This is a genomic window from Burkholderia sp. AU28863 (assembly GCF_002223195.1).
In the GTDB taxonomy this organism is placed as follows: domain Bacteria; phylum Pseudomonadota; class Gammaproteobacteria; order Burkholderiales; family Burkholderiaceae; genus Burkholderia; species Burkholderia sola.
Genome location: NZ_NKFE01000003.1, coordinates 934,997 through 960,716 on the forward strand (window position 1 = coordinate 934,997; position 25,720 = coordinate 960,716).

The following is a 25,720-nucleotide window of genomic DNA, read 5'->3' on the forward strand; positions in this document are numbered from 1 at the left end:
CGGTGACGGCGATGCCGTTACAGGTTCGGCGACAGCGCGAGCGCGTTCGTCAGGTCGCCCATCGGCTGCGCGCCGTTCGCCTTCAGCGCGTCGTCGCGCTGCTGCAGGCCCGCGAGGCGCGGCAGCGAGAAGCGGCGCGTGATGAAGCGCAGGATCGAGCCCGTGTCGTACTGCGTGTGGTCGACGAAGCCCTTCTTCGCATACGGCGACACGATCAGCGCCGGAATGCGGGTGCCCGGGCCCCAGCGATCGGCATTCGGCGGCGTCGCATGATCCCAGAAGCCGCCGTTTTCGTCGTACGTGACGACCACGACCATGTTCTTCCACTGCGGGCTGGCCTGCAGGTGCGCGATCACGTCGGCGATGTGCTGGTCGCCGGACGTGACGTCCGTGTAGCCCGGGTGCTCGTTCAGGTTGCCTTGCGGCTTGTAGAACGTCACCTGCGGCAGCGCGCCCGCATCGATCGCCTTGATGAACTCGGCGCCGTTCGCGCCGCCGTCGAGCAGATGCTGCGCACGGCTCGCGGTGCCCGGCGCCTGGTTCGCGAAGTAGTTGAACGGCTGGTGGTGCGGCTGGAAGTTCGGCGTCGACAGGTCGGCGCCGTAGATCACGTTCGACGTGCCGTTCTGGCTCGCCTGCAGCGCCTGGCCCCACGCGCCGGAATACCACGCCCACGATACGCCCGCGTTGGTCATCAGGTCGCCGATGTTGGTCGCCGTCTGCGGCGGCATCGTCGACGGATTGGCCGGGTCGGCGAGCAGCGGGTCGCCGCCCGCGGCCGCCTTGTTGCCGCTCGGCTGATACGCCGGCTGCATCGTGTTGATGCCGTAGAAGTCGGGCGTCAGCGCGCCGTCGTTGACGAACTTCGGCGGGCCACTCAGCGCGGAAGCCGGCGAGTTCGTCGCGACCTTCAGCGACTTGCCGTCGGCATTGAGCACGGTGATCTTGCCGGCCGCCGGGCTCTTGTCGGCGTTCGGGTAGTACGGTGCGCACGCGCAGATCAGGTACTGGTGGTTCAGGAACGAGCCGCCGAACGCACCCATGAAGAAGTTGTCTGCGAGCACGTACTGCTGCGCGATCTTCCACAGCGGCAGCTTCGACGGATCGGCCGTGTAGTGACCCATCGTCAGGCCGCCGGCATCGGTCCATGCGGCGTACATGTCGTTCTTGCCGCCGTTGATCTGCATCTGGTCCTGGTAGAAGCGGTGCACGATGTCGCGCGTCGCGATGCTCATCGACTGGTTGAAGCCTTTCGGATCGTCGATCGCGAACGGCGCGTTCGGCAGGTTCGCCGTCATCGCCTCGGTCACCGCCGGCGTGATGCCGGTCGCGGTCAGGCCGCCCCAGATCTTCGGCAGCGTCGCCATCGTCGAGCCGTCGCGGTCCTTCTGCACCGAGTTCGCGGCCGTCGCGTTCTGCAGACCGTTCGCGCCCGGGAAGTTGCCGTACAGGTTGTCGAAGCTGCGGTTTTCCGCGTAGATCACGACGACGTTCTTGACGGCCGACAGGCCCTGCTGCGTGACGTCGTCGCCGCCGCAGGCGGTCAGGCTGAGCGCGGCCGCGACGGCGATCGGCGTGCAGCGAATCCAGGCGTGCTTCTTCATGCGATGTTCTCTCTCATTCGTCGTTGGTCGCGTGTGGGAACCGGGTGGCGGGAGGGCCGGCGCACGAACCTCGCGGTACCGCCCGGCTGCGCGCATTATCTGGAACCGATTTGACAGCCGGGTGTAGGGGCGCTTTCAATTGACTGTCGGTCGAACGTCATTGAACGGTCACGGAACTGACATAAGCTCCGGCCGATTGCCCACCGCTACCAGAACAACGACGATGCACACCCTGCTGAAATCCATCGCGTTCGCGCGATCGCTGATCCCTGCCACGGCGACGCTCGCGGTGGTCGGCGCGCTCGCGGCGCTCGCCGGTTGCGATGCGCGGCCCGGCACGACTGCGTCGGCCGCATCCGTCGTACCGGCGGCCCAGGCCGCGCCGGCCACCCCGGCGGTCGCGCCGGCCGGCCAGCCGCAGACGCGCGCGCAGGTGTTCGAGGGCGTGAAGCAGATGACGGCGCTCGGCAAGCAGTTGTTCTTCGATCCGTCGCTGTCCGGGTCCGGCAAGCTCGCTTGCGCGTCGTGCCATAGCGCCGACCATGCGTTCGGGCCGCCGAACGCGCTGTCGGTGCAGCTGGGCGGCGACGACATGCACCGTACCGGCTTTCGCGCGGTGCCGTCGCTGAAATACCTGCGCGGCATCCCGCCGTTCAGCGAGCACTTCCACGATTCGCCCGACGAAGGGGATGAAAGCATCGACGCGGGTCCGACCGGCGGGCTGACCTGGGACGGTCGCGTCGATACGCGCGATGCGCAGGCGCGCATTCCGCTCACGTCGCCGTTCGAGATGAGCAGTTCGCCCGCACGGGTCGCGAAGGCGGTTCGCGCCGCGCCGTATGCCGATGCATTCCGCAAGGCGTTCGGCGACACGGTGCTCGGCGACGACCAGGCGACGTTCGGTGCGGTGCTGCGCGCGCTGGACGCATTCCAGCAGCAGCCGGCGCTGTTCGATCCGTACACGAGCAAATACGACGCGTATCTGGCCGGCCACGCGCAGCTCACGCCCGCGGAACTGCACGGGCTGCAACTGTTCAACGACGAGAAGAAGGGCAACTGCGCGAGCTGTCACGTCAGCCAGCGCACGCTCGAAGGCGGCCCGCCGCAGTTCAGCGATTTCGGGCTGATCGCGATCGCGGTGCCGCGCAACCGCGCGCTGCCGGTCAATCGCGACCCGCGCTTCTTCGATCTCGGCGCATGCGGCCCCGAACGCACCGACCTGAAGGGGCGCGACGAATTCTGCGGGCTGTTCCGCACGCCGTCGCTGCGCAACGTCGCGCTGCGCAAGACGTTCTTCCACAACGGCGTCTATCACTCGCTCGAGGACGTGATGCGCTTCTACGTCGAACGCGACATCCATCCGGAGAAGTTCTACCCGGTCGTGCACGGCAAGGTGCAGATCTACGACGATTTGCCGAAGCGCTACTGGCCCAACATCAACCGCGAGCCGCCGTTCGACCGCAAGCGCGGCGACCCGCCGGCGCTGAACGCGGCCGAGATCAAGGACGTGATCGCGTTCCTCGGCACGCTGACTGACGGATATCAGCAAACGGCCGCGCCGGCCGGGCACTAGAAGGCATTCACCGCAGCACGCATGCTATGCTCGCTCGCTGACGGGCGTGGCGCGTGCCGGAGGGCCGGCCCCCGGTTCGCCGGCATGCGCCACGCCGTTCGATCGAACATCCAAGGAGAAAAACATGTCGATGCGTGCATCCCTTTCCGTCGTCACGCGCGTGCTGGCCGGCGCCGCGTGCGCAGCCGCGATGCTGCCCGCCCATGCACAGAACAACCTGAACTTCCTGAACGACACGCCGATCAGCTATTTCAGCAAGACCGATCGCGCGTCGCTGTCCAAGGCGGTCGTGCAGGCGCGCGACGAAGGCAAGGACGGCGAAACCACGACATGGCAGAGCAGCGGCCGCGGCACGCAGATCGACGCGAAGCTCACGCCGAGCACGACCGAGACGGACGGCAAGACCTGCCGCGAAATCGCGACCGAAATCACCGCGAAGGGCCAGACGATGACGCTCAAGCCCGTCTACTGCAAGACGGCCGCGGGCAAGTGGCAGTTGCAGAAGCGCTGAGCACGCACGTGACGAAGCGGGGCGGCGCGCCGCGCACGGTGTCGTGCGGCGTCGTGATCCTCGATGCGGGTGGCCGCGTGTTCCTCGCGCACGCGACGGACACCACGCACTGGGACATCCCGAAGGGGCAGGGCGAGCCGGGCGAGACGCCGGCCGACGCCGCGCTGCGCGAACTGCTCGAGGAAACCGGCATCGAGTTCGCGCCGGCCCGCTTGCTCGATCTCGGCCGCTTCGCGTACCGGCACGACAAGGACCTGCACCTGTTCGCGGTGCAGGTGGCCGAAGGCGAGATCGATCCCGCACGGTGCACGTGTACGTCGCTGTTCCCGAGCCGTCGCGACGGCTCGATGATTCCCGAGATGGACGCGTACCGCTGGGCCGCGCCGGGCGACGTCGACACCTATGCGAGCCGCAGTCTCGCGCGGCTGTTTCGCACGAAGCTGTCGCTGGTGGAACTGCATCGGCGGCTGTCGGGCGCGTGAACGCACGCCGCGGCTTCCATTGCCGCCTGCCGTCCTTCGGCGCCTGCCCATGAAAAAACCGGCCCTGGAGCCGGTTTTTTCATGGGCAGGCAGCGGGGGCGGCTTGCGAAGCCGCCCGCCGCCGCGCGGAGCCGGCCGTCAGGCAGGCTTGCCCCAGCTGTCGCGCAGCCCGACGATCCGGTTGAACACCGGCTTGCCCGGCTTCGAATCGACACGGTCTGCAACGAAGTAGCCGTGGCGCTCGAACTGCAGGCGCGTTTCCGGCGCGACGTCGCCGTTGCCCGGCTCGACGTACGCCTGCACGATCTTCTTCGAATCGGGGTTCAGCGCCTCGAGGAAGTTCGCGCCGCCCGCGTCCGGGTGCGGCTCCTTGAACAGGCGATCGTAGATCCGCACTTCGGCCGGCTGCGCGTGCTTCGCGCTGACCCAGTGGATGTTGCCCTTCACCTTGTACGTGTTCGCGCCTTCGGTGCCCGACTTGCTGTCCGGGAAGTAGTTGCAGTGCACGGCCGTCACGTTGCCGTCGGCGTCCTTGTCGAAGCCCGTGCACTCGATCACGTAGCCGTAGCGCAGGCGCACCTTGTTGCCCGGGAACAGCCGGAAATAGCCTTTCGGCGGATTCTCGACGAAATCCTCGCGCTCGATCCACAGTTCGCGCGAGATCGGGAACGTGCGCACGCCGCGGTCCGGATGGTGCGGATGCACGGGCGCCGTGCACGCTTCCTCGAGGTCTTCCGGATAGTTGTCGATCACGAGCTTCAGCGGATCGAGCACCGCGACCGTACGCGCGGCCTTGTCGTCGAGGTCGTCGCGCAGCGCGCCTTCGAAGATGCTCATGTCGATCCACGAATCGATCTTCGTCACGCCGATCCGCTCGCAGAACAGGTGGATGCTCTCCGGCGTGAAGCCGCGGCGGCGCACGCCGACGATCGTCGGCATCCGCGGGTCGTCCCAGCCGTCGACGTGGCCTTCGGTGACGAGCTGCAGCAGCTTGCGCTTGCTGGTGATCGCGTACGTGAGGTTCAGCCGCGAGAATTCGATCTGTTGCGGCAGCGGGCGCGTGAACACGCCGGCTTCCGCGAGTTCGTTCAGCACCCAGTCGTACAGCGGGCGGTGATCCTCGAACTCGAGCGTGCACAGCGAGTGCGTGATGCCTTCGAGCGCATCCGAGATGCAGTGCGTGTAGTCGTACATCGGATACACGCACCAGGCGTCGCCGGTGCGGTAGTGGTGCGCATAGCGGATCCGGTAGATCACCGGGTCGCGCATGTTCATGTTCGGCGACGCCATGTCGATCTTCGCGCGCAGCACGTGCTCGCCTTCCTTGAACTCGCCGGCCTTCATGCGGCGGAACAGGTCGAGGTTTTCCTCGGGCGTGCGGTCGCGGAACGGCGACGGCTTGCCGCCTTCGGTCAGCGAGCCGCGGTTCGCGCGCATTTCGTCGGCGCTCTGGCTGTCGACGTATGCCTTGCCGCGCTGGATCAGCAGCTCGGCGAATTCGTACAGCTTGTCGTAGTAGTCGCTCGCGAAATACTGATGATCGACCGCGTCCTTGCGCCAGTCGAAACCGAGCCAGCGCACCGCGTCGACGATCGAGTCGACGTATTCGACGCTTTCCTTTTCCGGGTTCGTGTCGTCGAAGCGCAGGTGGCACACGCCGCCGTAGTCGCGCGCGATGCTGAAATTTAGGCAGATGCTCTTCGCGTGGCCGATGTGCAGATAGCCGTTCGGCTCGGGCGGGAAGCGCGTCTCGACGCGGCCGCCCCATTTGCCGGTGCGGTTGTCGTCGTCGATGATGTTGCGGATGAAATTGGAAGCCGCGGGGGCGTCGTTGCGTTCGGTGCTCATGCGGTTGGCGTCAGGGTTGTGTCGGCGCGTCGCGCCGGTTTAATCCTGTAATTCTACCTGACCGGGGTCCGTCCCGCGCGGCCTGCGGGTCGGGCGCCGTCCACTGGCATGCGTATCGCAATATATCGAGTGTGTGTCGGCTGTAACACGACGTAAATCGGATTGCGGGCGTCGTTCGGCTTTTCCTATGATGGCTTCACCGATTCAATGCCGCCGTTCGCGATTTTGCGGGGCGGGAGGAAGCCAACAATCATGATGAAGAAGACCACTTTTCTCGTTCGTACCGCGGTGATCGTCGCGGCCCTGTCGCAACTCGGCGCATGCGCGATGACGCATACGCAGCGTAACGCCGGTATCGGCGCGGCCGCGGGCGGTGCGCTCGGCTACCTGATCACGGGCGGCCCGGTCGGCACGGTGGCCGGCGCGGCGGCAGGCGGCCTGGTCGGCGCCGGCGTACGCTGATTCACGCCGGCGGTCGCCCGCGCCGCGGGCGCACCCGACCGCCGGCCCCGGGTCGTGACGCCTGGCTGAGTGCGTCACCACCCGCTCGAAGGTCACGCACATCCCCCGGATTTTGACAGGCACCATCAGGGAGAGGCGGGTGTGCGACACTGCGTCGACGCTACAACACGATTCCATTTGTCGACGAACCCTTCCATGACCGACCCTGTCGTTTTCGTCTTGCCGGGCTACGCCAATTCGGGCCCGCTTCACTGGCAGAGCCGCTGGGAGCGCGCCGATGCGCGTTTCGTGCGGATCGCGATGCCGGACTGGCACCACGCGTTCCGCAACGGCTGGTGTCGCGCGCTCGACCGGGCGGTCGAAGCCGCGCGTGGGCCCGTGCTGATCGCCGGCCACAGCCTCGGTACGCTGACCACCGCATGGTGGGCGACCCGCTACGCGCGGCCGGCCGCGCTCGCGAAAGTGCGCGGGGCGCTGCTCGTCGCATTGCCCGATCCGGCCGGGCCGGCGTTTCCGGCCGACGCGCACGGCTTCGGCCCGGTCCCACGCGAACGGCTGCCGTTTCCGACCTGCGTGGTCGCGAGCAGCGACGATCCGTACGGTTCGCTCGCCTTCGCACGCGGCTGCGCGAACGCGTGGAGCAGCACGTTTCATGACCTCGGCCCGCGCGGCCACATCAACGCGGACAGCGGGCTCGGCGACTGGCCGCAAGCGCGTGGCTGGCTCGATGCGATGGGGACCACGGACTGACTGCCGGTCGTGGTTCACCGAATCGGACACCTTTTTTAACAAAGCGCGAATCTCATGCGATGCGTCGCGGCGCGCTGTGAGCCTTGCTGCCCGTGATTGGTTTGGGCGCGACGCGCATCGTGTGACGAACCCCATGACTTTGTGATCGGCCGGGCCGGTAACGTGACGGTCTATTCGATTCGATCGGAAGGAGCGGGCATGTCGAGCGGCGCAAGGCGGAATCAGCAGACCGGCGGAAAAAAATCGTCGGCGGCGAAACGAATCGTCGTCGATCTCTCGAGTCAGAGCGTGGAGGCGTTTGAGGGGGGCAGCGAGGGTGTTCCGCTTCGACTGTGTGACGGGAGACAGTGAGCATCCGACCGATCGGGGTGCCTTCCGCATCATGCGGAAATACTCGACCTATCGCAGTCGTGCCTATAACGTGCAAATGAATTACGCGATGTTCTTCACGGGAGACGGCAAAGCGCTTCACCAGTACCACGGGCCGATGCCGCTGTCGCTGGTGAGAATGGCGCGCAATACCGTCAGCGACTGGTTCGGATCGCACGGCTGCGTACGCCTGGCCGAGGCCGATGCGAAACGACTGTACGAGTGGGCTCCGATGGGAACCGTGGTGCAGGTATCGTGAAGAGCGCATCGGCAATGCGATTCGCGATCCCGTGTCTGGCGATGCTGGTCGGTCTGCTCGCCGGTTTCTGCTGGCGCAGCGTCGCCGACTGGACCGACAGCCGCATACGGATCGATCCCGGCACTGAGCTGTTCGGCGTGCTGCCCGACGAGGTGATGTCGCTGACCTATACGACCGCCGCGCTGACGTTGACCGCGCAGCGCTCACAGCCCGCGGCGCGGTTCGCCGTGCAGGTGACTTATGCAGACGGCCGTGCCCCCCGGCAATGCATGGCGTCGGCGGATCTGGCCGCGCATCTTGGGCCCCTTTCGACGATCGTCGCGCAACGACAGGTCGATCTGGCCGACCTTGCGCGCGAATTTCCACGGCAGATCGGGCGGCTGGACATCCGTGATCGCATCGCGTCCGAGCCGCCGCCGTCGCTCGTCTTCCTGGCCGCGGCGGATTCGGACGCGGTCGCCGTTACCGTCGACAGTCTGTCCGCCGGGCACGGCGGTTACGCAGCCGTCGTGCGTTCGCCATTGCCCGCAGCGCTTGCGGCGCTGGCCGGCGGCTGCGATACGCTGGCCCGGCGCTGACCGGCCGGGGTGCCCCCCGTTCCGGCCCGCCGCCGCGCCGCTCAGATCGCCTGCTTCGCCTTCAACGCGGCGATCCGCACATCGTCGTAGCCGAGCATGTCGCGCAGCACGTCTTCCGTCTGCGCGCCGAGCAGCGGCGGGGCCGTGCGCGCGTCCGGCGGCGTCGCGCTCATCCGGATCGGGTTGCGCACGAGCTTCACGTCCGCGCCGCACGGATGCGGCAGCGAGACCTGCATCCCGCGCGCGATAACCTGCTCGTTGTCGAACACCTCGTCGAGATCGTTGATCGGCCCGCACGGCACGCCGGCCGCTTCGAGCGCGCCGATCCAGTCGGCCTTGTCGCGCGCTTTCACCATCTCCGCGAGGATCGGCACCAGCGTGTCGCGGTGACGCACGCGCGACGGGTTCGTCGCGAAGCGCTCGTCGTCGGCCAGCCCGGGCCGGCCGCCCGCCTCGACGAACTTGCGGAACTGCCCGTCGTTGCCGACCGCGACGATGATCCAGCCGTCGCGCGTCTGGAACGTCTGGTACGGCACGATGTTCGGATGCGCGTTGCCCCAGCGCACCGGCGGCTTGCCGCTCGCAAGGAAGTTGGTGTTCATGTTCGCGAGCAGCGCGACCTGCACGTCGAGCAGCGCCATGTCGATGTACTGGCCTTCGCCCGTACGGTCGCGGTGCGCGAGCGCGGCGAGCACGGCGATCGTCGAATAGAGGCCGGTCGCGAGATCGGCGATCGCCACGCCGGCCTTCTGCGGGCCGCCGCCCGGCTCGCCGTCGCGTTCGCCGGTGATGCTCATGAAGCCGCCGATCCCCTGCACGATGAAGTCGTAGCCCGCGCGGTGCGCGTACGGGCCGGTCTGGCCGAAGCCGGTGACGGAGCAGTAGACGAGATCGGGCTTCACTGCGCGCAGCGAGTCGTAATCGAGCCCGTACTTCTTCAATTGCCCGACCTTGTAGTTCTCGAGCACGACGTCGCTCTGCGCAGCAAGCTCGCGCACGATCTGCTGGCCCTCGGGCGTGGCGATGTCGACCGTCACCGAGCGCTTGTTGCGGTTCGCCGCGAGGTAGTACGCGGCCTCGGCGGTATCCGCGCCGTCCGCGTCCTTCAGGTACGGCGGCCCCCAGTGGCGCGTGTCGTCGCCGGCGCCCGGGCGCTCGACCTTGATCACGTCCGCGCCGAAATCGGCAAGGGTCTGCGCGCACCACGGGCCCGCGAGCACGCGGGTGAGGTCCAGCACGCGGATATGGCTCAGGGCACCCATCGTCGAATCGTCTCCTTTCATGGCGGGCCTGCCGTGCCGGGCAAGGCCGATTGGCATGCCGAGCATCTTAAGGCGAATTGGCCATCCGGGTGGCCCAGCCGGGCCGTCCGGATGGCCGAGCCGCTTTGCCGGCGCTTTGCCCGGAAGCCGGCCCCGATCCCGTATAATCGATCGTTTCCGAATCCATGCCGCCGCGCGCCGCCCAAGGGCGCCGGCGTTTGAAGCCGTCTTTGCCAGACTGTCCCCGCACGCCATGAAAGCTGCCGAAATCCGCGAGAAATTCCTCAAATTCTTCGAATCGAAGGGCCACACGATCGTCCGCTCGTCGAGCCTCGTGCCCGGTAACGACCCCACGCTGATGTTCACGAACTCGGGCATGGTCCAGTTCAAGGACGTCTTCCTTGGCACGGACCCGCGCCCGTACTCGCGCGCCACGACGGCGCAGCGCAGCGTGCGCGCGGGCGGCAAGCACAACGACCTCGAGAACGTCGGCTACACGGCGCGCCACCACACGTTCTTCGAGATGCTCGGCAACTTCTCGTTCGGCGACTACTTCAAGCACGACGCGATCAAGTTCGCGTGGGAGCTGCTGACCACGGTCTACCAGCTGCCGAAGGACAAGCTGTGGGTGACCGTCTACCAGGAAGACGACGAGGCGTACGACATCTGGGCGAAGGAAGTCGGCGTGCCGACCGAGCGGATCATCCGGATCGGCGACAACAAGGGCGCGCGCTACGCGTCGGACAACTTCTGGACGATGGGCGACACCGGCCCGTGCGGCCCGTGTACCGAAATCTTCTACGACCACGGCCCGGACGTGTGGGGCGGCCCGCCGGGATCGCCCGAAGAAGACGGCGACCGCTACATCGAGATCTGGAACCTCGTGTTCATGCAGTTCAACCGCGATGCGCAGGGCAACATGACGCGCCTGCCGAAGCAGTCGGTCGACACCGGCATGGGCCTCGAGCGTCTCGCCGCGGTGCTGCAGCACGTGCACAGCAACTACGAGATCGACCTGTTCCAGAACCTGATCAAGGCCGCCGCGCGCGTGACCGAGATCAGCGACCTCACGAACAACTCGCTGAAGGTGATCGCCGATCACATCCGCGCGTGCTCGTTCCTGATCGTCGACGGCGTGATCCCCGGCAACGAAGGTCGCGGCTACGTGCTGCGCCGGATCGTGCGCCGCGCGATCCGCCACGGCTACAAGCTGGGCCGCAAGGGCGCGTTCTTCCACAAGCTGGTGGCCGACCTCGTCGCCGAGATGGGCACCGCCTATCCGGAGCTGAAGGAAGCCGAACAGCGCGTGACCGACGTGCTGCGCCAGGAAGAAGAGCGCTTCTTCGAGACGATCGAGCACGGGATGTCGATCCTCGAAGCCGCGCTGGCCGACGTGGAGGCGAAGGGCGGCAAGGTGCTCGACGGCGAGCTCGCATTCAAGCTGCACGATACGTACGGCTTCCCGCTGGACCTGACCGCCGACGTGTGCCGCGAGCGCGGGATGACGGTCGATGAGCCGGCATTCGACGACGCGATGGCGCGCCAGCGCGAGCAGGCGCGCGCGGCCGGCAAGTTCAAGGCCACGCAGGGCCTCGAATACTCGGGCGCGAAGACCACGTTCCACGGTTACGAGGAAATCGCGTTCGACGACGCGAAGGTCGTCGCGCTGTACGTCGACGGTTCGGCCGTCAACGAAGTGAAGGCCGGCCAGGATGCGGTCGTCGTGCTCGACCATACGCCGTTCTATGCGGAATCGGGCGGCCAGGTCGGCGACCAGGGCGTGCTCGCGAACGCCGCGACGCGCTTCACGGTGGCCGACACGCTGAAGGTGCAGGCCGACGTGATCGGCCATCACGGCACGCTCGAGCAGGGCCTGCTTAAGGTCGGCGACGTGCTGCGCGCGGAGATCGACGCGCATCGCCGCGCGCGCACGCAGCGCAACCACTCGGCTACCCACTTGATGCACAAGGCGCTGCGCGAAGTGCTCGGCGCGCACGTGCAGCAGAAGGGTTCGCTCGTCGACGCGGAGAAAACCCGCTTCGACTTCGCGCACAACGCACCGATGACCGACGAAGAAATCCGTCGCGTCGAGCAGATCGTCAACGACGAAATCCTCGCGAACGCGCCGGGCATCGTGCGCGTGATGCCGTACGACGAAGCGGTGAAGGGCGGCGCGATGGCGCTGTTCGGCGAGAAGTACGGCGACGAAGTGCGCGTGCTCGACCTCGGTTTCTCGCGCGAACTCTGCGGTGGCACGCACGTGCACCGCACCGGCGACATCGGCCTGTTCAAGATCGTCGTCGAAGGCGGCGTCGCGGCCGGCATCCGCCGCGTCGAGGCGATCACCGGCGACAACGCGGTGCGCTACGTGCAGGAGCTCGACGCACGCGTGAACGAAGCCGCGGCCGCGCTGAAGGCGCAGCCGTCGGAACTCACGCAACGGATCGTGCAGGTGCAGGAGCAGGTGAAGTCGCTCGAGAAGGAGCTGGGCGCGCTGAAGTCGAAGCTCGCGTCGAGCCAGGGCGACGAGCTCGCGCAGCAGGCCGTCGAAATCGGCGGCGTGTACGTGCTGGCCGCGACGCTCGACGGCGCGGACGCGAAGACGCTGCGCGAAACGGTCGACAAGCTGAAGGACAAGCTGAAGAGCGCGGCGATCGTGCTGGCGGCCGTCGAAGGCGGCAAGGTCAGCCTGATCGCGGGCGTCACGCCGGACGCGAGCAAGAAGGTCAAGGCCGGCGAGCTCGTGAACTTCGTCGCGCAGCAGGTCGGCGGCAAGGGCGGCGGCCGTCCGGACATGGCGCAGGCGGGGGGCACCGAGCCGGCAAACCTGCCGGGCGCGCTGGCCGGCGTGAAGGGCTGGGTCGAAGAACGGCTCTGATCCGTTGCACGACCGACGCGATGCCGTCGCATTGACGGCATCGAGTGAATCGAAAAACGACCCGATCGGCAGGCGCCGGCCGGGTCGTTTTGTTTGTGCAGGCTGTGCAGATCATGCGCGTCGATCGCCACGGCGGCGCGCGAACCCGGGTCAGGCCGGCACGGTCGCGGCCGGCTTCGCCGCGTCGCCAGGCTGCCGCGTGGCTTCGGTGAGCGCATCGCGGAGGGCGGCGAGCGCCGCCGACGCATAACCGCGCCGCCACCCGAGCAGCGTGTCGATGCCTGCGAGTTCGGGAATCGTGTGCGCGGCGATGTTGCCGGTCTCGGGCTGCAGATCGAGCACCGAGCGCGGCGCGACCGCGATGCCCGCGCCGGCCGCGACGCACGCGACGATCGCGTGATACGAGCCGAGTTCGAGCACGCGCGCCGGCTTGACACCGTGCGCGGCGTACCACTGCTCGACGTACTTGCGATACGCGCAGCCGCGCTCGAACGCGATCAGCGTCGGCAGGATCACGTCGCGCGGCGTGTGCACCGGCGGATGGCCGCGCGGCGTGAGCAGCACGAGATCCTCGCGGAAGATCGGCACCGTCTCGAACGTGTCGGGCAGCGCGTCCGGCTCGGGCGGGCGCGCGAACAACGCGGCGTCGATCTCGAAGTCGCGCACGCGGTCGATCAGGCAGCCCGTCGTGCCCGTCAGCAGTTCGAGCGACACGTCAGGCCATGCATGGTGGTAGCGCGCGAGGAGGGCCGGCAGTCGGCTCGCGGCCGTGCTTTCCATCGTGCCGAGCCGCAGCCGGCCGCGCGGCGTGTCCTCGCGCATCGCGTCGCGCGCCTCGTCGGCGAGCGCGAGCAGGCGCTCCGCATACGGCAGTAGCGTATGCCCGGCCGGCGTCAGCACGAGCCGGCGGCCGTCGCGCACGAACAGCGCCGCGCCGAGTTCTTCCTCCAGCTGCTTGATGCGCGTCGTGACGTTCGACTGCACGCGATTGAGCTTGGCCGCCGCGCGCGTCACGCCGTTCTCGCGCACGACCGCCCGGAAGATCGCCAGCGCCGCCAGATCCATGATTCTCTCCGAGGGATGGGTTGATTCTCAATTATTCATTTTTAGAGAACGGTTGGTCAAGCTAGGATCAACCCATTCCGATTTCCGATCCGGCCGGCGTGCGCGAAGCGCCGGCCTTTGCCGCCATGTCCCGCTTCGATGCCCTGACCGCAGCCGCCCGCGTCCTTTCGTCCGACCAGACCGACCGCCGTGCCCGCGCGGCCGCGCTCGCCTGCATGGTGGGCCTGGCCGTCGTGCTCGGCGTCGGTCGTTTCGCGTTCACGCCGCTGCTGCCGCTGATGCTCGCGGACGGCTCGATCGGCCTGAAAGCCGGCAGCTGGCTCGCGTCGGCGAACTATGCGGGGTACTTCGTCGGCGCGGTCAGTTGCGCGGCGCTGCGCGTCGCACCGGCGCGGATCGTGCGCTTCGGGCTCGCGGCGACCGTGCTGCTGACCGCCGCGATGGGCGTCGGTCACTGGCTGTCGGTGTGGCTCGTCGTGCGTTTCGTCGCGGGCGTCGTCAGCGCATGGACGTTCGTGTTCATGTCGCAATGGGGGCTGCGGCGGCTGGCCGAGCTGCATGCGCCCGAATGGAGCGGGGTGATCTACGCGGGGCCGGGCGTCGGCATCGTGGCGACCGGGCTGATCGGCAGTGCGCTGGCCGGCCAGCGTGCGGCGGTAGGCTGGCTGTGCTTCGCGGCGTTGTCGGCCGTGCTGTCGCTCGCGATCTGGCGCACGTTCGGTGCGGCGCAGGCCTCGATCCCGGCCCCGCGCGCGCAGGCAATGCCGCCGGCCGCCGTGCCGCATACGGCGGCTGGCGGCTTGGCCACCCCGGCAGCACGGGTCGGCACGCGAGGCCACCGCGCGGACGCCGCGTGGCTCGTCGCGCTGTACGGCGCACCGGGCTTCGGCTACATCATCACCGCGACGTTCCTGCCGGTGATCGCACGGGCCGCGCTGCCGGCCGGTTCGCCGTGGCCCGACCTGTTCTGGCCGATGTTCGGCGCGGCGCTGATCGTCGGCGCGATCACCGCCGCGCGGCTGCCCGGGCACTGGGACAACCGGCTGCTGCTGGCGGCCGGCTGCGCGACGCAGGCGCTCGGCATCGCGGCGGGCATCGTGTGGCCGAACGCGGCCGGCTTTTCGATCGGCAGCGCGCTCCTCGGCCTGCCGTTTACCGCGATCACGCTGTTCGCGATGCGCGAGGCGCGGCGGTTGCAAGGCGAACGCGCGGCCGGGCTGATGGGCTATGCGACCGCGTCGTACGGGGTCGGGCAGATTCTCGGCCCGCTCGTCGCGGCGCCGCTGGTCGCGCGGTACGCGTCGTTCACGCCGGTACTCTGGCTCGCGGCCGCGGTGCTGCTGGCCGGGGCGGCGGGCTTTGCGGCGATCTCCGTCGCACGCCGGCATCGAACGGGATAAATAAATAGGATTGCGATATTTATGTCCGCGCCGGTTGATACGCGACTCTATTTGAACGAAAAATACTGCGCGAATTTCGTACCTGCTCTACATACATACGGACTGACGATCTGTAGGATGCCCCGGATTATTTGATTGTCGGAGCGTATCCGGCAGTTCGACTCGGGGTGCCGTGACGCATGTGGGTGTGGGTAGAACCAATCAGAATCGTCGTCCGTTGTCGTGACGACATCGGCCGTTTCCGGGTGGCAGGTCCTTGCGCTGCCGGCGAGTGTGCCACGGTGATCGAAGCCCGCGGCATGCGGCGGGCGGCCGTGGGCGTCGGCCGCGCGATGTGCCTGTCGCTGCTGTGGGGAACGGGCGCCGCGATTCTCTTCGGGCACGCGTATGCGCAGGTGCCGAACGCTGGCGCTGCGATGCGCGACATCGAAACGTCCCGGCCGGACCTGCCGCCGGAAGCCGCGCCCGACCTCGAGATCGCGCCGTCGGGCAGCGGCGCGCAGACGCCTGCTGAAACCGGGGCGCGTGTTTTTGTGCGCGGCTTCGAGATCGGCGGCAATACGGTATTCGACAGCGCGATGCTGGAGGCGCTCGTCTCCGATCTGGCCGGCGATGCGTTGAGCTTCGCCGATCTTCAGCGTGCGACCGAGCGGATCTCCGCCTTCTATCGCGCACGCGGTTACGTGCTCGCACGGGCCTATCTGCCGAAGCAGGAGATCGACGACGGCGTCGTGCGCATCGAAATCGCCGAAGGGCGCTACGGCCGCATCGAGATCCAGAACCATTCCCGCGTATTCGACGCCGTGGTGCGCCAGCCGCTCGCGGCACTGCGTGCGGGCGATGTCGTTCATGGCCCCGGTCTCGAGCGCAGCCTGCTGCTGCTCGACGATCTGGCCGGCGTCGGCGCGCGCGGCACGTTGCGTCCCGGCGACGCGCCCGGCACCACCGATCTCGTCGTCGAGGCCCGGCGAGTGTCGCCCGTTTCCGGGGCGCTCGAATTCGACAACTTCGGCGACACGTCGACGGGGCGTTACCGCGTCGGCGGCAGCGTCGATGTCAATGCGCCGCTGCGGCTCGGCGATCGCCTGAGCCTGCGCGGCCTCGTCACCCATGAACGGCAACGCTATTACCGCGCAGCCTATCAGGTACCGGTCGGACCGGCATCGACGCGGGTCGGGGTGGGGTATTCGTCGCTGCGCTACCGGCTCGCAGGCGGCTTTTCCGATCTCGACGCGAGCGGGCGTGCGAGCGTGCAGACCGTGTACGTCGCGCAGCCGATCGTGCGCACGCGCCACGCGGGCCTTACGGCCCAGATTCAGTACGAGAACAAGAACCTGCATGACAAATACGGCGTCTTTTCGTTGCACAACGACAAGAATGTCGGCCTGTGGACGTTCGGGCTCAGCGGGAACAGCCAGGACGGCTGGCTGGGCGGCGGCCGGAACGGCTTCTCGCTGATGTTCGGCGTCGGGCGCTTGCGCAGTACCGATGCGCTGGGAGCGAACGAGCTGACGCATGCGATCGGCAGCTTCACGAAGCTGAACCTGAACCTGCAGCGCGTTCAGGCCGTGGGCAGCCGGTTCCAGGTGTACGCGCAGGTGGGCGCCCAGCTTGCGTCGCGCAATCTCGATTCGTCGGAGAAATTCAGCCTGGGTGGCCCGTACGGCGTGCGCGCATATGCGCTCGGTGAAGGCAGCGGCGATCAGGGCTGGCAGGCAAGCGCGGAACTGCGTTATCTCGCCGCGCCCGGATGGCAGGTCAGCACGTTCGTCGACGCGGGCGCCGTCCAGCTCAACCGGCATCCGTGGACGCGCGAACGGAATACGCAGCACATGCAGTCGGTGGGCTTCGGCGCGAGCTGGTACGGCTCGACCCGACAGGTGTCGTTGACTGCCGCATTGCCGCTCGGCAGGGGGGGCGACTCGCCGAACCGCGCGCCGAGCGTATGGGTTCAGGCCGCTCAGTATTTCTGAGCGAGCGTGATCGTCGCCCGTCTCGTGCGGGCATTCAAAAACCAAATGAAGAGGATACCGAATGAATAAGGCCTATTCACTCGTATGGAACGAAGTGCAACGGAGTTGGTGCCCGGTCGGGGAAACCGCGCGCCGACGCAGTAAATCGAGCGGAGGCGCGCGCCTGCTCGCCGCAGCCGGGGTATCGTTGCTCGGGCTGGCCGCGTCGAGTGCGTTTGCACTGCCGACGGGCGGCGTGATCGCGTCGGGGCAGGCGGACGTCTCGACGTCGACGGATGGCAAGACGATGTCGATCAACCAGCACACGGACAAGCTGATCACGAACTGGCAGGACTTCAGCGTGGGCGGCGGCGAACGCGTGTCGTTCCACCAGCCGACGAATCGGTCGATCGCGCTGAACCGCGTGATCGGCGAAAACGGCAGCCAGATTCATGGCCAGCTCGACGCGAACGGCCGCGTGTTCCTGGTGAACCCGAACGGCGTGATGTTCGGCGCGGGGGCACAGGTGAACGTGGGCGGGCTGGTCGCGTCGACGCAGAACCTGTCGGACGCGGATTTCCTCGCGGGTCGCTATCGGTTCGCGGGCGCATCGGGGCAGTCGGTGGAGAACGCAGGGACGATCACGGCAGCGGACGAAGGCAGCGTGGCGCTGCTGGGCGCGCAGGTGTCGAACACGGGCGTGATCCGCGCGCGGATGGGCCGCGTGGCGCTGGGCGCGGGCAATGCGTTCAACGTGAACTTCGACGGCCAGGGGCTGCTGAGCCTGCAGGTGGAAGGCGGCGCGGTGGACGCGCAGGCGCACAACGGCGGGCTGCTGAAGGCGGACGGCGGTGAAGTGCTGATGACGGCGCGCGCGGCGGGCGATCTGCTGGGCTCGGTGGTGAAGAACAGCGGCACGATCGAGGCGAGGGGCCTGAGCAGCCGCGACGGGAAGATCACGCTGGATGGCGGCCAGGTTCATGTCGGCGGGAAGCTGGACGCGAGTGCGCAGGACGCATCGACGGCAGGCGGCACGGTGACGACGCGCGGCGAGCGGGTGACGGTGGCGCGCGACACGCAGGTGGATACGCGCGCGGCATCGGGCCGCGCGGGCCGGTGGGCGATCGAGGCGGCCAACGCGGGCGTCGGTTCCGGGGGCAGCGCGGTCGACGGACAGACGCTGTCGCGCAACCTCGACACGACGAACGTCGCGTTGACCAATACGTCGGGCGATCTGACGGTGGGCGACGCCGTGACCTGGACGAGCGACAACGCGCTGACGCTGACGTCGCAAAAGGGCGACGTCGACCTGAAGCAGTCGGTGACGGCGAGTGGTGCGAACGCCGGCGTGGCCGTGAATGCGGCGAAGCGCATCCGTATCGGCAACAAGTTGACGCTGACGGGTGAAAACGCGCACCTCGAGCTGAATTCGGGCAGCGGGCATACGCTGACAAACGACGATGCGGTGGTCACGCTGTCGGGGGGCCACGCATCGTTCTCGGCAAACGGCGAAGCATATCGCGTGATTCACGATCTCGCGGGGCTGCGTAGCGTCGACGGCAACCTGAACGGCCGTTACGTACTGGGCAATGCGATCAACGGCAACGGCGCGCAGTTCCGCAGCCTCGGCGGCAACAGCGCATTCGGCGGCGTGTTCGACGGCCTCGGCAATACCATCGGCAACCTGTCGGTCGTGAATCCCGGCGTAGCGGTCGTCGGGCTGTTTGCGTCCAACGCCGGCCGCATCGCCAACCTCACGCTGGAGAAAATCACGGCGCGAACGTCGGGTCAGGCCTACGGCAGCCCCGTCAGCGTCGGCGCATTGGCCGGCTACAACACGGGCGACATCACGAACGTGAAGGCGAGGGACGTCATGGTGCGCGGCGACGGCCGGGCGATTGTCGGTGGTCTGGTCGGCAGCAACCTGAGCGGCCGGATCGATCGCGCATCCGTTTCGGGTCGTGTCGAAGGCGGCAAGGACGCGTTGGCGGTCGGCGGCCTGGCCGGCGAGAACATCACCGTCATCTGGCCGGATCGCGGTCAGGCGACCATCAGCAACAGCCATGCCGACGTACAGGTCAGCAGCCAGTCGGTCGGCGGGACCGGCGGTCTGGTCGGTGTCAACCGCGGCGTCATCACGGCCGCGACGGCCGCGGGCAGTGTCAGCTCGACCGCGACGGCCGACGGCAACGCCAACGGACTGTATGTCGGCGGCCTCGTTGGCGGCCTCGTCGGCTCCAACGAAGGCGGCAGCATCCGGGCGTCCTCGTCGTCCGCGAGCGTGCGCGGCGGTCGTTACGCGACGGCGGGCGGCCTCGTCGGCCGCAACAGTGCGTCGATCGAAGCGTCCGGCGCGACGGGCAGCGTGACCGTGGGCGACAACGCCAAGGCAGGCGGCCTGGTCGGGGAAAACCTCGGCGAGATCGCGTCGTCGACGGCCGGCGGCGACGTCGTGGCCGGCAAGTCGGCCATCGTCGGCGCGCTTGCCGGCGTCAACCGGCGGACGATCCTGGCGTCGGCGGCGAACGGCAACGTCCGGGCCGGCAACCGCGCGGTGGCGGGCGGGCTCGTCGGGTATAACGCGGGCACGGTGAACGCATCCACGGCGAACGGCAACGTGTCGGCGGGCGACGACAGCGAACTCGGCGGCCTCGTCGGCCGCAACGGCGCCATCGGCCAGGTGATTGCATCGGACGCGCATGGCAAGGTGGAAGGGCGCGACGACGCGAAGGCCGGTGGCCTCGTCGGCTGGAACGACGGCACGGTCGACGGGTCGTCTGCCTATGGGGCGGTCAAGGTTGGTGTGCGGAGCAAGGCGGGCGGCCTGGTCGGTGTCAATACCGAGAGCGTGAGCGCATCTGATGCCTACGGGGCGGTCGTCGCCGACGCATCGAGCATCGCGGGCGGTGTCGTGGGCGAGAACCACGGCGACGTGGCAGGGTCCTCGGCGGCCGGCGACGTATCGGCTGGCGAGACCAGCATCGCAGGCGGGGCCGTCGGCCGGAACGCGGGCACGCTGACGGGCACCCGCGCGAGCGGCAACGTCGTCGCGGGCGCCGATAGCTACGTCGGCGGCCTGGTCGGCCTGAACTTCATGGGCGCATCGATCGTCGCGTCCAGCGCTTCCGGTTCGGCGAAGGGCGGCGATGACAGTTCGGTCGGCGGTCTCGTCGGCGAAAACGACGGCGGGATCGCGTCGTCGTCGTCGTCGGGTACGGTGTCCGGCGGGCGCAATGCATGGCTGGGCGGCATCGCGGGCGAGAACTTCGGCGACATCGAACATTCGAGTTCGAGCAGCCTCATCGCGCACATGGCCGGCTACGGGCAGCGCTACGGCGGGCTGGCCGGTCTCAACTTCGGCTCGATGCGTGGCAACAGCGTGACCGGAAGCGCCGCGGCGGTGCCGCTTGCGGGCCTCGACTTCGGCGTCATCCGCGAGTAACCGGACGGTCTCGGTCCGGGAGGCGGCGTTCATTGCGGTGGCGCTTGCTTCCCGGGCACGTCGTGGCGCTTCGAGACCTTGACCCGGCGCCCGTCCGGCATCCGGGCCGGATAGGTCGGCCGGCCGGCGATGGCGGCACGCTTGCCCGTCGCCGGCTCGGCTTCGCCGCAACAGTGCCGTTCGCAGGGGCTTCGCGTGGCTACGCGAAGCCCCTGTTTCTTTTGGTGGTCTGTCGGGCATGACCGGGCAATCGGCGCGGATCGGCATGCATTGTGGGTGGGGGACGCCTGTCGTCGGCAAACTCGCTAAAATGAGGCCTTTCCCGCGCCGAGCGGGCGCGCGGGCCGCCCTGCGGGCGTCCGTCCGGCGTCCGCCATGTTCATTCGATGACCACCGCCGACTACCGTTTTTGCCCGCGCTGCGCGAGCCCGCTGACCGAGCGTGCCGATCCCGACCACGAGGGCGGCCGCATCCGCCGGGCCTGCCCCGACGACACCTGCGGCTACGTGCACTGGAACAACCCGCTGCCCGTCGTCGCCGCGATCGTCGAACTCGACGGCAAGATCCTGCTCGCGCGCAACGCCGCGTGGCCCGACGGGATGTTCGCGCTGATCACCGGCTTCCTCGAAAACGGCGAAACGCCCGAGGACGGCATCGCGCGCGAGGTGTTCGAGGAAACCGCGCTGAAGGCCGAGCAGGTGTCGCTCGTCGGCGTGTATGAATTCATCCGCAAGAACGAACTGATCATCGCGTACCACGTGCGGGCGTCGGGGACGGTGTCGTTATCGCCGGAACTGCTCGAATACAAGCTCGTCGATCCGCCGCTGCTGCGCCCGTGGCGCGCCGGCACGGGCGTCGCGCTCGCCGACTGGATGCGCGCGCGCGGCCTCGATTTCGAATTCGTCGACCGGCCGGGCCAGTGACGGGCCGGTCTGCCCGCGGGGTATCGTCCGCCGTGCCGCGCATGATCGCGGCGCGGGGCTGCGTTGCCGGCCGCGCATCGCGTCGTTCCGATCGTCTCCTTCGTACCCTTCGCCTCCATCGTCCTGAGTGAGCGCCATCGCCATGTCCGACAAGCCGCAGCCGCGTCCGCGCGACGCCTATCGCCACTTCCTGCCGATCACGACCCGCTGGATGGACAACGACGTCTACGGGCACGTGAACAACGTCGTCTACTACAGCTACTTCGACACCGTCGTGAACGCGTACCTGATCCGCGCGGGCGTGCTCGACGTCGAGCACGGGCAGACGATCGGGCTGGTCGTCGAGACGCAGTGCAACTACTTCGCGCCGCTCGTGTTCCCGCAATCGGTCGACGCGGGGCTGCGCGTCGTGAAGCTCGGCACGTCGAGCGTGCGCTATGAGGTCGGGCTGTTCGCGCAAGGCGATGCGTCGCCCGCCGCGCAGGGGCATTTCGTGCACGTGTACGTCGATCGCGGCACGCGCCGCCCGGTGCCGCTGCCCGACGCGCTGCGCGCCGCGCTCGAACCGCTCGCCGCCTGACGCGACGCGGTGCACGCGTTCGCGCTCCAGGCCTTCAACGGCCTCAGCTACGGCTTGTTGCTGTTCATGCTGTCGGCCGGCCTCACGTTGATCTTCAGCGTGCAGGGCGTGCTCAACTTCGCGCATGCGAGTTTCTACATGCTCGGTGCGTACGTCGGCTACAGCATCGCGGCTCATGCGGGCTTCGGCCTCGCGCTCGTGCTCGCGCCGCTCGCGGTCGGGCTGCTCGGCGCCGGCTGCGAACGCGCGCTGCTGCGCCGCGTGCAGGCGCGCGGCCATACGAGCGAACTGCTGCTGACCTTCGGGCTCGCGTATCTGATCGGCGAGGGCGCGAAACTCGTGTGGGGTCTCGCGCCGCTGCCGGCGCCCGTGCCGCCGCTGTTCGACGGCGCGCCCGCGACCGTGTTCGGTCTCGCGTTGCCGCGTTACCGGCTGTTCATGATGGCGATGTCCGCAACGATGCTGGTCGCGCTCGGCGTGCTGTTGCGTGCATCGCGCATCGGGCTCGTCGTGCGCGCGGCGCTCACGCACCGCGCGGCGGTCGAGGCGCTCGGCTACGACGTGCCGCGCATGATGACGGCGCTGTTCGGCGCGGGCACCGCGCTCGCGGCGCTGGCCGGCGTGATCGGTGCGCCGCTCGCGGTGATCGAACCGGCGCTGGCCGAAACCGTCGGGTCGATCGTGTTCGCGGTCGTCGTGATCGGCGGGCTCGGCTCGCTCGGCGGCGCGTTCGTCGCGTCGCTCGCGGTCGGCTTCGCGCAGACCTTCGCGGCCGCGAGCGACACGTCGCTGCGCGACCTCGCGCAATGGACGGGCATCGCGCTGCCCGACAGCGTGGCCGCGGTGTCGATCGCGCAACTGGCGCCGCTGGTGCCGTACCTGCTGCTCGTCGCGGTGCTGGTCGCGCGGCCGCGCGGATTGTTCGGCGAGCGTGTCGATGCATAGCCGCGCACTGGCCGGATGCGTGCGCTGGGCGCTGTTCGCCGCATGCTTCGCGTCGCCCGCGTGGCTGTGGCCGCATGGCGCGGTGCTCGGCTATCTCGCACAGACGGCCGCGCTCGTCGTGCTCGCGCTGTCGTACAACCTTCAATTCGGCACAACCGGGCTGCTGTCGTTCGGGCATGCGGCGTTCGCGGGCGTCGGCGCGTTCGCGGCCGCGCACTGGTTCAATCACATCGGCGGCCCGCTGCCGCTGTTGCCGCTCGTGGGCGGCATGGCCGGCGCGGGCTTCGGGTGCGTCGCCGGGCTGCTCGCGACGCGCCGTTCCGGCACCGCGTTCGCGATGATCACGCTCGGGCTCGGCGAATGTGTCGCGGCGGCCGCGTGGAGCGTGCCCGGGTGGTTCGGCGGGATCGGCGGCGTGCCGATCGATCGCGCGAGCGGCGCGCCGTGGAGCAACGCACATTTCGGCGCGCCGGCGCACGCGTATGCGCTGATCGCCACGTGGTGCGTCGCGTCGGCATGGGCGATGCATGTGCTGACCCGCACGCCGCTCGCGCGGCTCGCGAACGCGGTGCGCGACAACCCGGCGCGCGTCGCGGCGCTTGGTACCGATCCGCGCCGCGTGCGGCTCGCGATGGTCACCTGCGCATCGTTCTTCGCCGGCGTCGCCGGCACGCTGACGCTGATCGACGTCGAAATCGCGACGCCCGACAGCGTATCGATGGCGCGCTCGGCGACCGTGCTGATCGCCGCGGTGATCGGCGGCACCGGCGCATTCTTCGGGCCGGCGGCCGGCGCGGCCGTGCTGACCGCGCTGAGCATCGTTGTCGCGGGCGTGTCGCGCGCATGGGCGCTGTATCTCGGCGTGCTGTTCGTCGCGATCGTCGTCGCCGCGCCGGGCGGGATCGCGGGCATGGCGCAGGCGCTCGCGCAGGCGCTGCGGCGCGGCGCACCGGCGGTCGAGCGATGGCGCATGGTATGTGGCGTCGGCGCGTGCGCGTTCTGGGGCGTCGCGATCGTCTGCGCGGCCGAGCTCGGCTATGCGTGGCGCTTCGCGCAGGACGACGGCACGGGCGTCGCGTTCGGCGCATGGGGCATCGACGCCGATACGCCGGCCGGCTGGGCCGTCGCCTGTTCGGCGGCCGGCATCGGCATGCTGCTGTGGGGCTGGCGCGCGCGGCTCGGGCACGGCGCGGCGGCCGGCACGCGGGAGGACGCGCGATGAACGGCAACGCGATCGCGCTTCACGGCATCGTGCAGCGCTTCGGCGCGCAGACCGTGCTCGACGGTGTCGATCTGAGTGTCGCGGCCGGCGAGCGCCATGCGCTGATCGGGCCGAACGGCGCGGGCAAGTCGACGCTGTTCGGCGTGATTGCCGGCGCGACGCGGCCGACGCGCGGGCGCGTCATGCTGCACGGCGTCGAGCTGCGCGGGCGCGGGCCGGTCGTCGCGAGCCGCCTCGGCATCGGCCGCAGTTTCCAGCAGACGAGCGCGTTCGCGCGCCTGAGCGTATTCGACAACCTGCGCTGCGCGGCGCTGCATGCGCCGGCCGAACGGCGGCGCTGGTGGAACCGGCTGCGCGAATCCGCGTCGGTCGATCTCGCGGCCGCGCGCGTGCTGCACGACATCGGCCTCGACGCACGGCGCGACACGCCGGCCGGCGAATTGAGCTATGCGGAGCAGCGCGCGCTCGATCTGGGAATCGCGCTCGCGAGCGGCGCGCGTACGCTGCTGCTCGACGAGCCGACGGCCGGCATGAGCCGCGCGCAGGCCGCGCGGATGATCGCGCTGATCCGCGCGACGACGCAGGGCCGAACGGTGCTGATGATCGAGCACGACATGGACGCGGTGTTCGGTTTCGCCGAACGCATCACGGTGCTCGTACGCGGGACGGTGATCGCGACCGGCGCGCCCGACGCGATCCGCGCCGATCCGCGCGTGCGTGCCGCGTACCTGGGCGAGGGCGCCGCATGAGCGCGGTGCTCGACATTCGCGGGCTGCGCGCGTGGTACGGGATGCAGCCCGTGCTCGACGGCGTCGATCTCGCGCTCGCGCCGGGCGAGACGCTCGCGCTGCTCGGCCGCAACGGCTCCGGGCGCTCGACGCTCGCGAAGGCCGTGATGGGGCTCGTGCGCACGGCCGGCTCGGTGCGCATCGCCGGCGCCGAGTGCGCGGGGGCGCGCACGTTCGAGATCGCGCGGCGCGGTATTGCTTACGTCGCTGAAAGCCGCGACGTGTTTCCGTTGCTGACCGTGCGCGACAACCTGCGGCTCGGTTTGCGCGGCGCGAGCGGCGCGGCCGAACGTGCGGCGCTCGACCGCCTGTTCGACCGTTTTCCGCTGCTGGCCGCACGCGCGGACGTGAAAGCCGGGCGACTGTCGGGCGGCGAGCAGCAGGTGCTCGCGCTGGTGCGCGCGCTCGCCGGCCGCCCGCGCGTGCTGATCGTCGACGAACCGGCCGAGGGGCTCGCGCCGCTCGCGGTCGACGAGGTCGGCGTGTGTCTCGCCGCGCTGCAGGCCGACGGCGTCGCGATCGTGCTGATCGAACAGCGGCTGCAGCTCGCGCCGCGGCTCGCGCGACGGGTCGCGGTGATGGGTCGCGGACGGATCGTCTACGACGGCGGGCTCGACGGGCTGCACGGCGCGGTTGCCGACGCGTGGCTGAGCGCCGGCTGACCGCGCCCGGTCGATTGTTCGGCAAACTCCGCCAGTCAATTCGCGTCGAGCCGCTTTATCGCTGCGGCGCCGCAACGTAAATTTCCAGTCAGGCCGATTGCCGCGGCAACCTCGTCGCGGCAACCGGCGCCATCCATCGAAGGTCTTCTGACTGAGGAATGAAAT

21 protein-coding genes are annotated in these 25,720 nt (G+C 68.9%); 17 read left to right on the plus strand and 4 right to left on the minus strand.

The features are described 5' to 3' along the window. Positions 1-17: 17 nt before the first annotated feature. A complete protein-coding gene (locus tag CFB81_RS06735; RefSeq protein WP_089434893.1) occupies positions 18-1,604 on the minus strand; it encodes an acid phosphatase in 1,587 nt (528 codons plus the stop codon). A gap of 223 nt (positions 1,605-1,827) precedes the next feature. On the opposite strand from CFB81_RS06735, the gene CFB81_RS06740 reads away from it, so the two are divergent. The 3 genes from CFB81_RS06740 (at position 1,828) to CFB81_RS06750 (ending at position 4,170) form a co-directional block, all read left to right on the plus strand. After that, positions 1,828-3,177, plus strand: coding sequence for a cytochrome-c peroxidase (locus tag CFB81_RS06740; protein ID WP_089434894.1), 1,350 nt, complete (start codon positions 1,828-1,830; stop codon positions 3,175-3,177). Positions 3,178-3,301: 124 nt separating this feature from the next. Continuing rightward, positions 3,302-3,688, plus strand: coding sequence for a hypothetical protein (locus CFB81_RS06745; RefSeq protein ID WP_069621291.1), 387 nt, complete (start codon positions 3,302-3,304; stop codon positions 3,686-3,688). 8 nt (positions 3,689-3,696) lie between these two features. Next, positions 3,697-4,170, plus strand: coding sequence for an NUDIX hydrolase (locus tag CFB81_RS06750; RefSeq protein WP_089434895.1), 474 nt, complete (start codon positions 3,697-3,699; stop codon positions 4,168-4,170). A gap of 138 nt (positions 4,171-4,308) precedes the next feature. On the opposite strand, the gene CFB81_RS06755 is transcribed toward CFB81_RS06750, so the two are convergent. Continuing rightward, positions 4,309-6,018 carry a glutamine--tRNA ligase/YqeY domain fusion protein gene (locus CFB81_RS06755; RefSeq protein WP_069621293.1) on the minus strand — a complete coding sequence of 570 codons (1,710 nt, stop codon included), beginning with the start codon at positions 6,016-6,018 and terminating at the stop codon, positions 4,309-4,311. Positions 6,019-6,270: 252 nt separating this feature from the next. Between CFB81_RS06755 and CFB81_RS06760 the strand changes: the two genes are divergently transcribed. The 4 genes from CFB81_RS06760 to CFB81_RS06775 all read left to right on the plus strand — a co-directional run bounded on the left by CFB81_RS06760 (position 6,271) and on the right by CFB81_RS06775 (position 8,436). Next, entirely contained in the window at positions 6,271-6,480 is a 210-nt protein-coding gene (locus tag CFB81_RS06760) for an ornithine acetyltransferase (RefSeq protein WP_006497729.1), read from the plus strand. Between the two features lie 195 nt (positions 6,481-6,675). After that, positions 6,676-7,230, plus strand: coding sequence for an alpha/beta hydrolase (locus tag CFB81_RS06765; RefSeq protein ID WP_089434896.1), 555 nt, complete (start codon positions 6,676-6,678; stop codon positions 7,228-7,230). Between the two features lie 316 nt (positions 7,231-7,546). Further along, positions 7,547-7,858, plus strand: coding sequence for a L,D-transpeptidase (locus tag CFB81_RS06770; RefSeq protein WP_256975994.1), 312 nt, complete (start codon positions 7,547-7,549; stop codon positions 7,856-7,858). A gap of 14 nt (positions 7,859-7,872) precedes the next feature. Beyond that, positions 7,873-8,436: a hypothetical protein gene (locus CFB81_RS06775; protein ID WP_256975995.1), complete on the plus strand. Its 564-nt coding sequence runs from the start codon at positions 7,873-7,875 to the stop codon at positions 8,434-8,436. A gap of 41 nt (positions 8,437-8,477) precedes the next feature. On the opposite strand, the gene CFB81_RS06780 is transcribed toward CFB81_RS06775, so the two are convergent. Further along, the gene (locus tag CFB81_RS06780) at positions 8,478-9,698 is read right to left on the minus strand and encodes a CaiB/BaiF CoA-transferase family protein (protein WP_069621295.1); all 1,221 of its coding nucleotides are present in this window, start codon (positions 9,696-9,698) and stop codon (positions 8,478-8,480) included. Between the two features lie 253 nt (positions 9,699-9,951). On the opposite strand from CFB81_RS06780, the gene alaS reads away from it, so the two are divergent. Then, complete coding sequence (alaS, locus tag CFB81_RS06790) at positions 9,952-12,576, plus strand: alanine--tRNA ligase (protein WP_089434897.1); 2,625 nt, start codon at positions 9,952-9,954, stop codon at positions 12,574-12,576. A gap of 150 nt (positions 12,577-12,726) precedes the next feature. Here alaS and CFB81_RS06795 read toward each other — a convergent pair whose 3' ends face one another. Then, positions 12,727-13,641 (minus strand): LysR family transcriptional regulator, encoded by a 915-nt coding sequence (locus CFB81_RS06795; protein ID WP_069621297.1) that lies wholly within the window; start codon positions 13,639-13,641, stop codon positions 12,727-12,729. A gap of 125 nt (positions 13,642-13,766) precedes the next feature. On the opposite strand from CFB81_RS06795, the gene CFB81_RS06800 reads away from it, so the two are divergent. The 9 genes from CFB81_RS06800 to CFB81_RS06840 all read left to right on the plus strand — a co-directional run bounded on the left by CFB81_RS06800 (position 13,767) and on the right by CFB81_RS06840 (position 25,555). Further along, on the plus strand, positions 13,767-15,041 hold the full coding sequence (locus CFB81_RS06800; RefSeq protein WP_089435340.1) for a YbfB/YjiJ family MFS transporter: 1,275 nt from the start codon (positions 13,767-13,769) through the stop codon (positions 15,039-15,041). Positions 15,042-15,322: 281 nt separating this feature from the next. Beyond that, on the plus strand, positions 15,323-17,014 hold the full coding sequence (locus CFB81_RS06805) for a ShlB/FhaC/HecB family hemolysin secretion/activation protein (RefSeq protein WP_306427151.1): 1,692 nt from the start codon (positions 15,323-15,325) through the stop codon (positions 17,012-17,014). Positions 17,015-17,075: 61 nt separating this feature from the next. Beyond that, entirely contained in the window at positions 17,076-20,435 is a 3,360-nt protein-coding gene (locus CFB81_RS06810; protein ID WP_089434898.1) for a filamentous hemagglutinin N-terminal domain-containing protein, read from the plus strand. Between the two features lie 386 nt (positions 20,436-20,821). Further along, positions 20,822-21,358 (plus strand): NUDIX domain-containing protein, encoded by a 537-nt coding sequence (locus CFB81_RS06815; protein WP_089434899.1) that lies wholly within the window; start codon positions 20,822-20,824, stop codon positions 21,356-21,358. Positions 21,359-21,500: 142 nt separating this feature from the next. Continuing rightward, on the plus strand, positions 21,501-21,938 hold the full coding sequence (locus tag CFB81_RS06820; protein ID WP_069621300.1) for a thioesterase family protein: 438 nt from the start codon (positions 21,501-21,503) through the stop codon (positions 21,936-21,938). Positions 21,939-21,947: 9 nt separating this feature from the next. Next, positions 21,948-22,883 (plus strand): branched-chain amino acid ABC transporter permease, encoded by a 936-nt coding sequence (locus CFB81_RS06825; protein WP_089434900.1) that lies wholly within the window; start codon positions 21,948-21,950, stop codon positions 22,881-22,883. After that, the gene (locus CFB81_RS06830) at positions 22,876-24,105 is read left to right on the plus strand and encodes a branched-chain amino acid ABC transporter permease (RefSeq protein WP_089434901.1); all 1,230 of its coding nucleotides are present in this window, start codon (positions 22,876-22,878) and stop codon (positions 24,103-24,105) included. Before CFB81_RS06825 ends, CFB81_RS06830 begins: the two co-directional genes overlap by 8 nt. After that, positions 24,102-24,854, plus strand: coding sequence for an ABC transporter ATP-binding protein (locus tag CFB81_RS06835; protein WP_089435342.1), 753 nt, complete (start codon positions 24,102-24,104; stop codon positions 24,852-24,854). The genes CFB81_RS06830 and CFB81_RS06835 overlap by 4 nt, the downstream gene beginning before the upstream one ends. Next, positions 24,851-25,555 carry an ABC transporter ATP-binding protein gene (locus tag CFB81_RS06840; RefSeq protein WP_089434902.1) on the plus strand — a complete coding sequence of 235 codons (705 nt, stop codon included), beginning with the start codon at positions 24,851-24,853 and terminating at the stop codon, positions 25,553-25,555. The genes CFB81_RS06835 and CFB81_RS06840 overlap by 4 nt, the downstream gene beginning before the upstream one ends. The last annotated feature ends 165 nt before the right edge of the window (positions 25,556-25,720 follow it).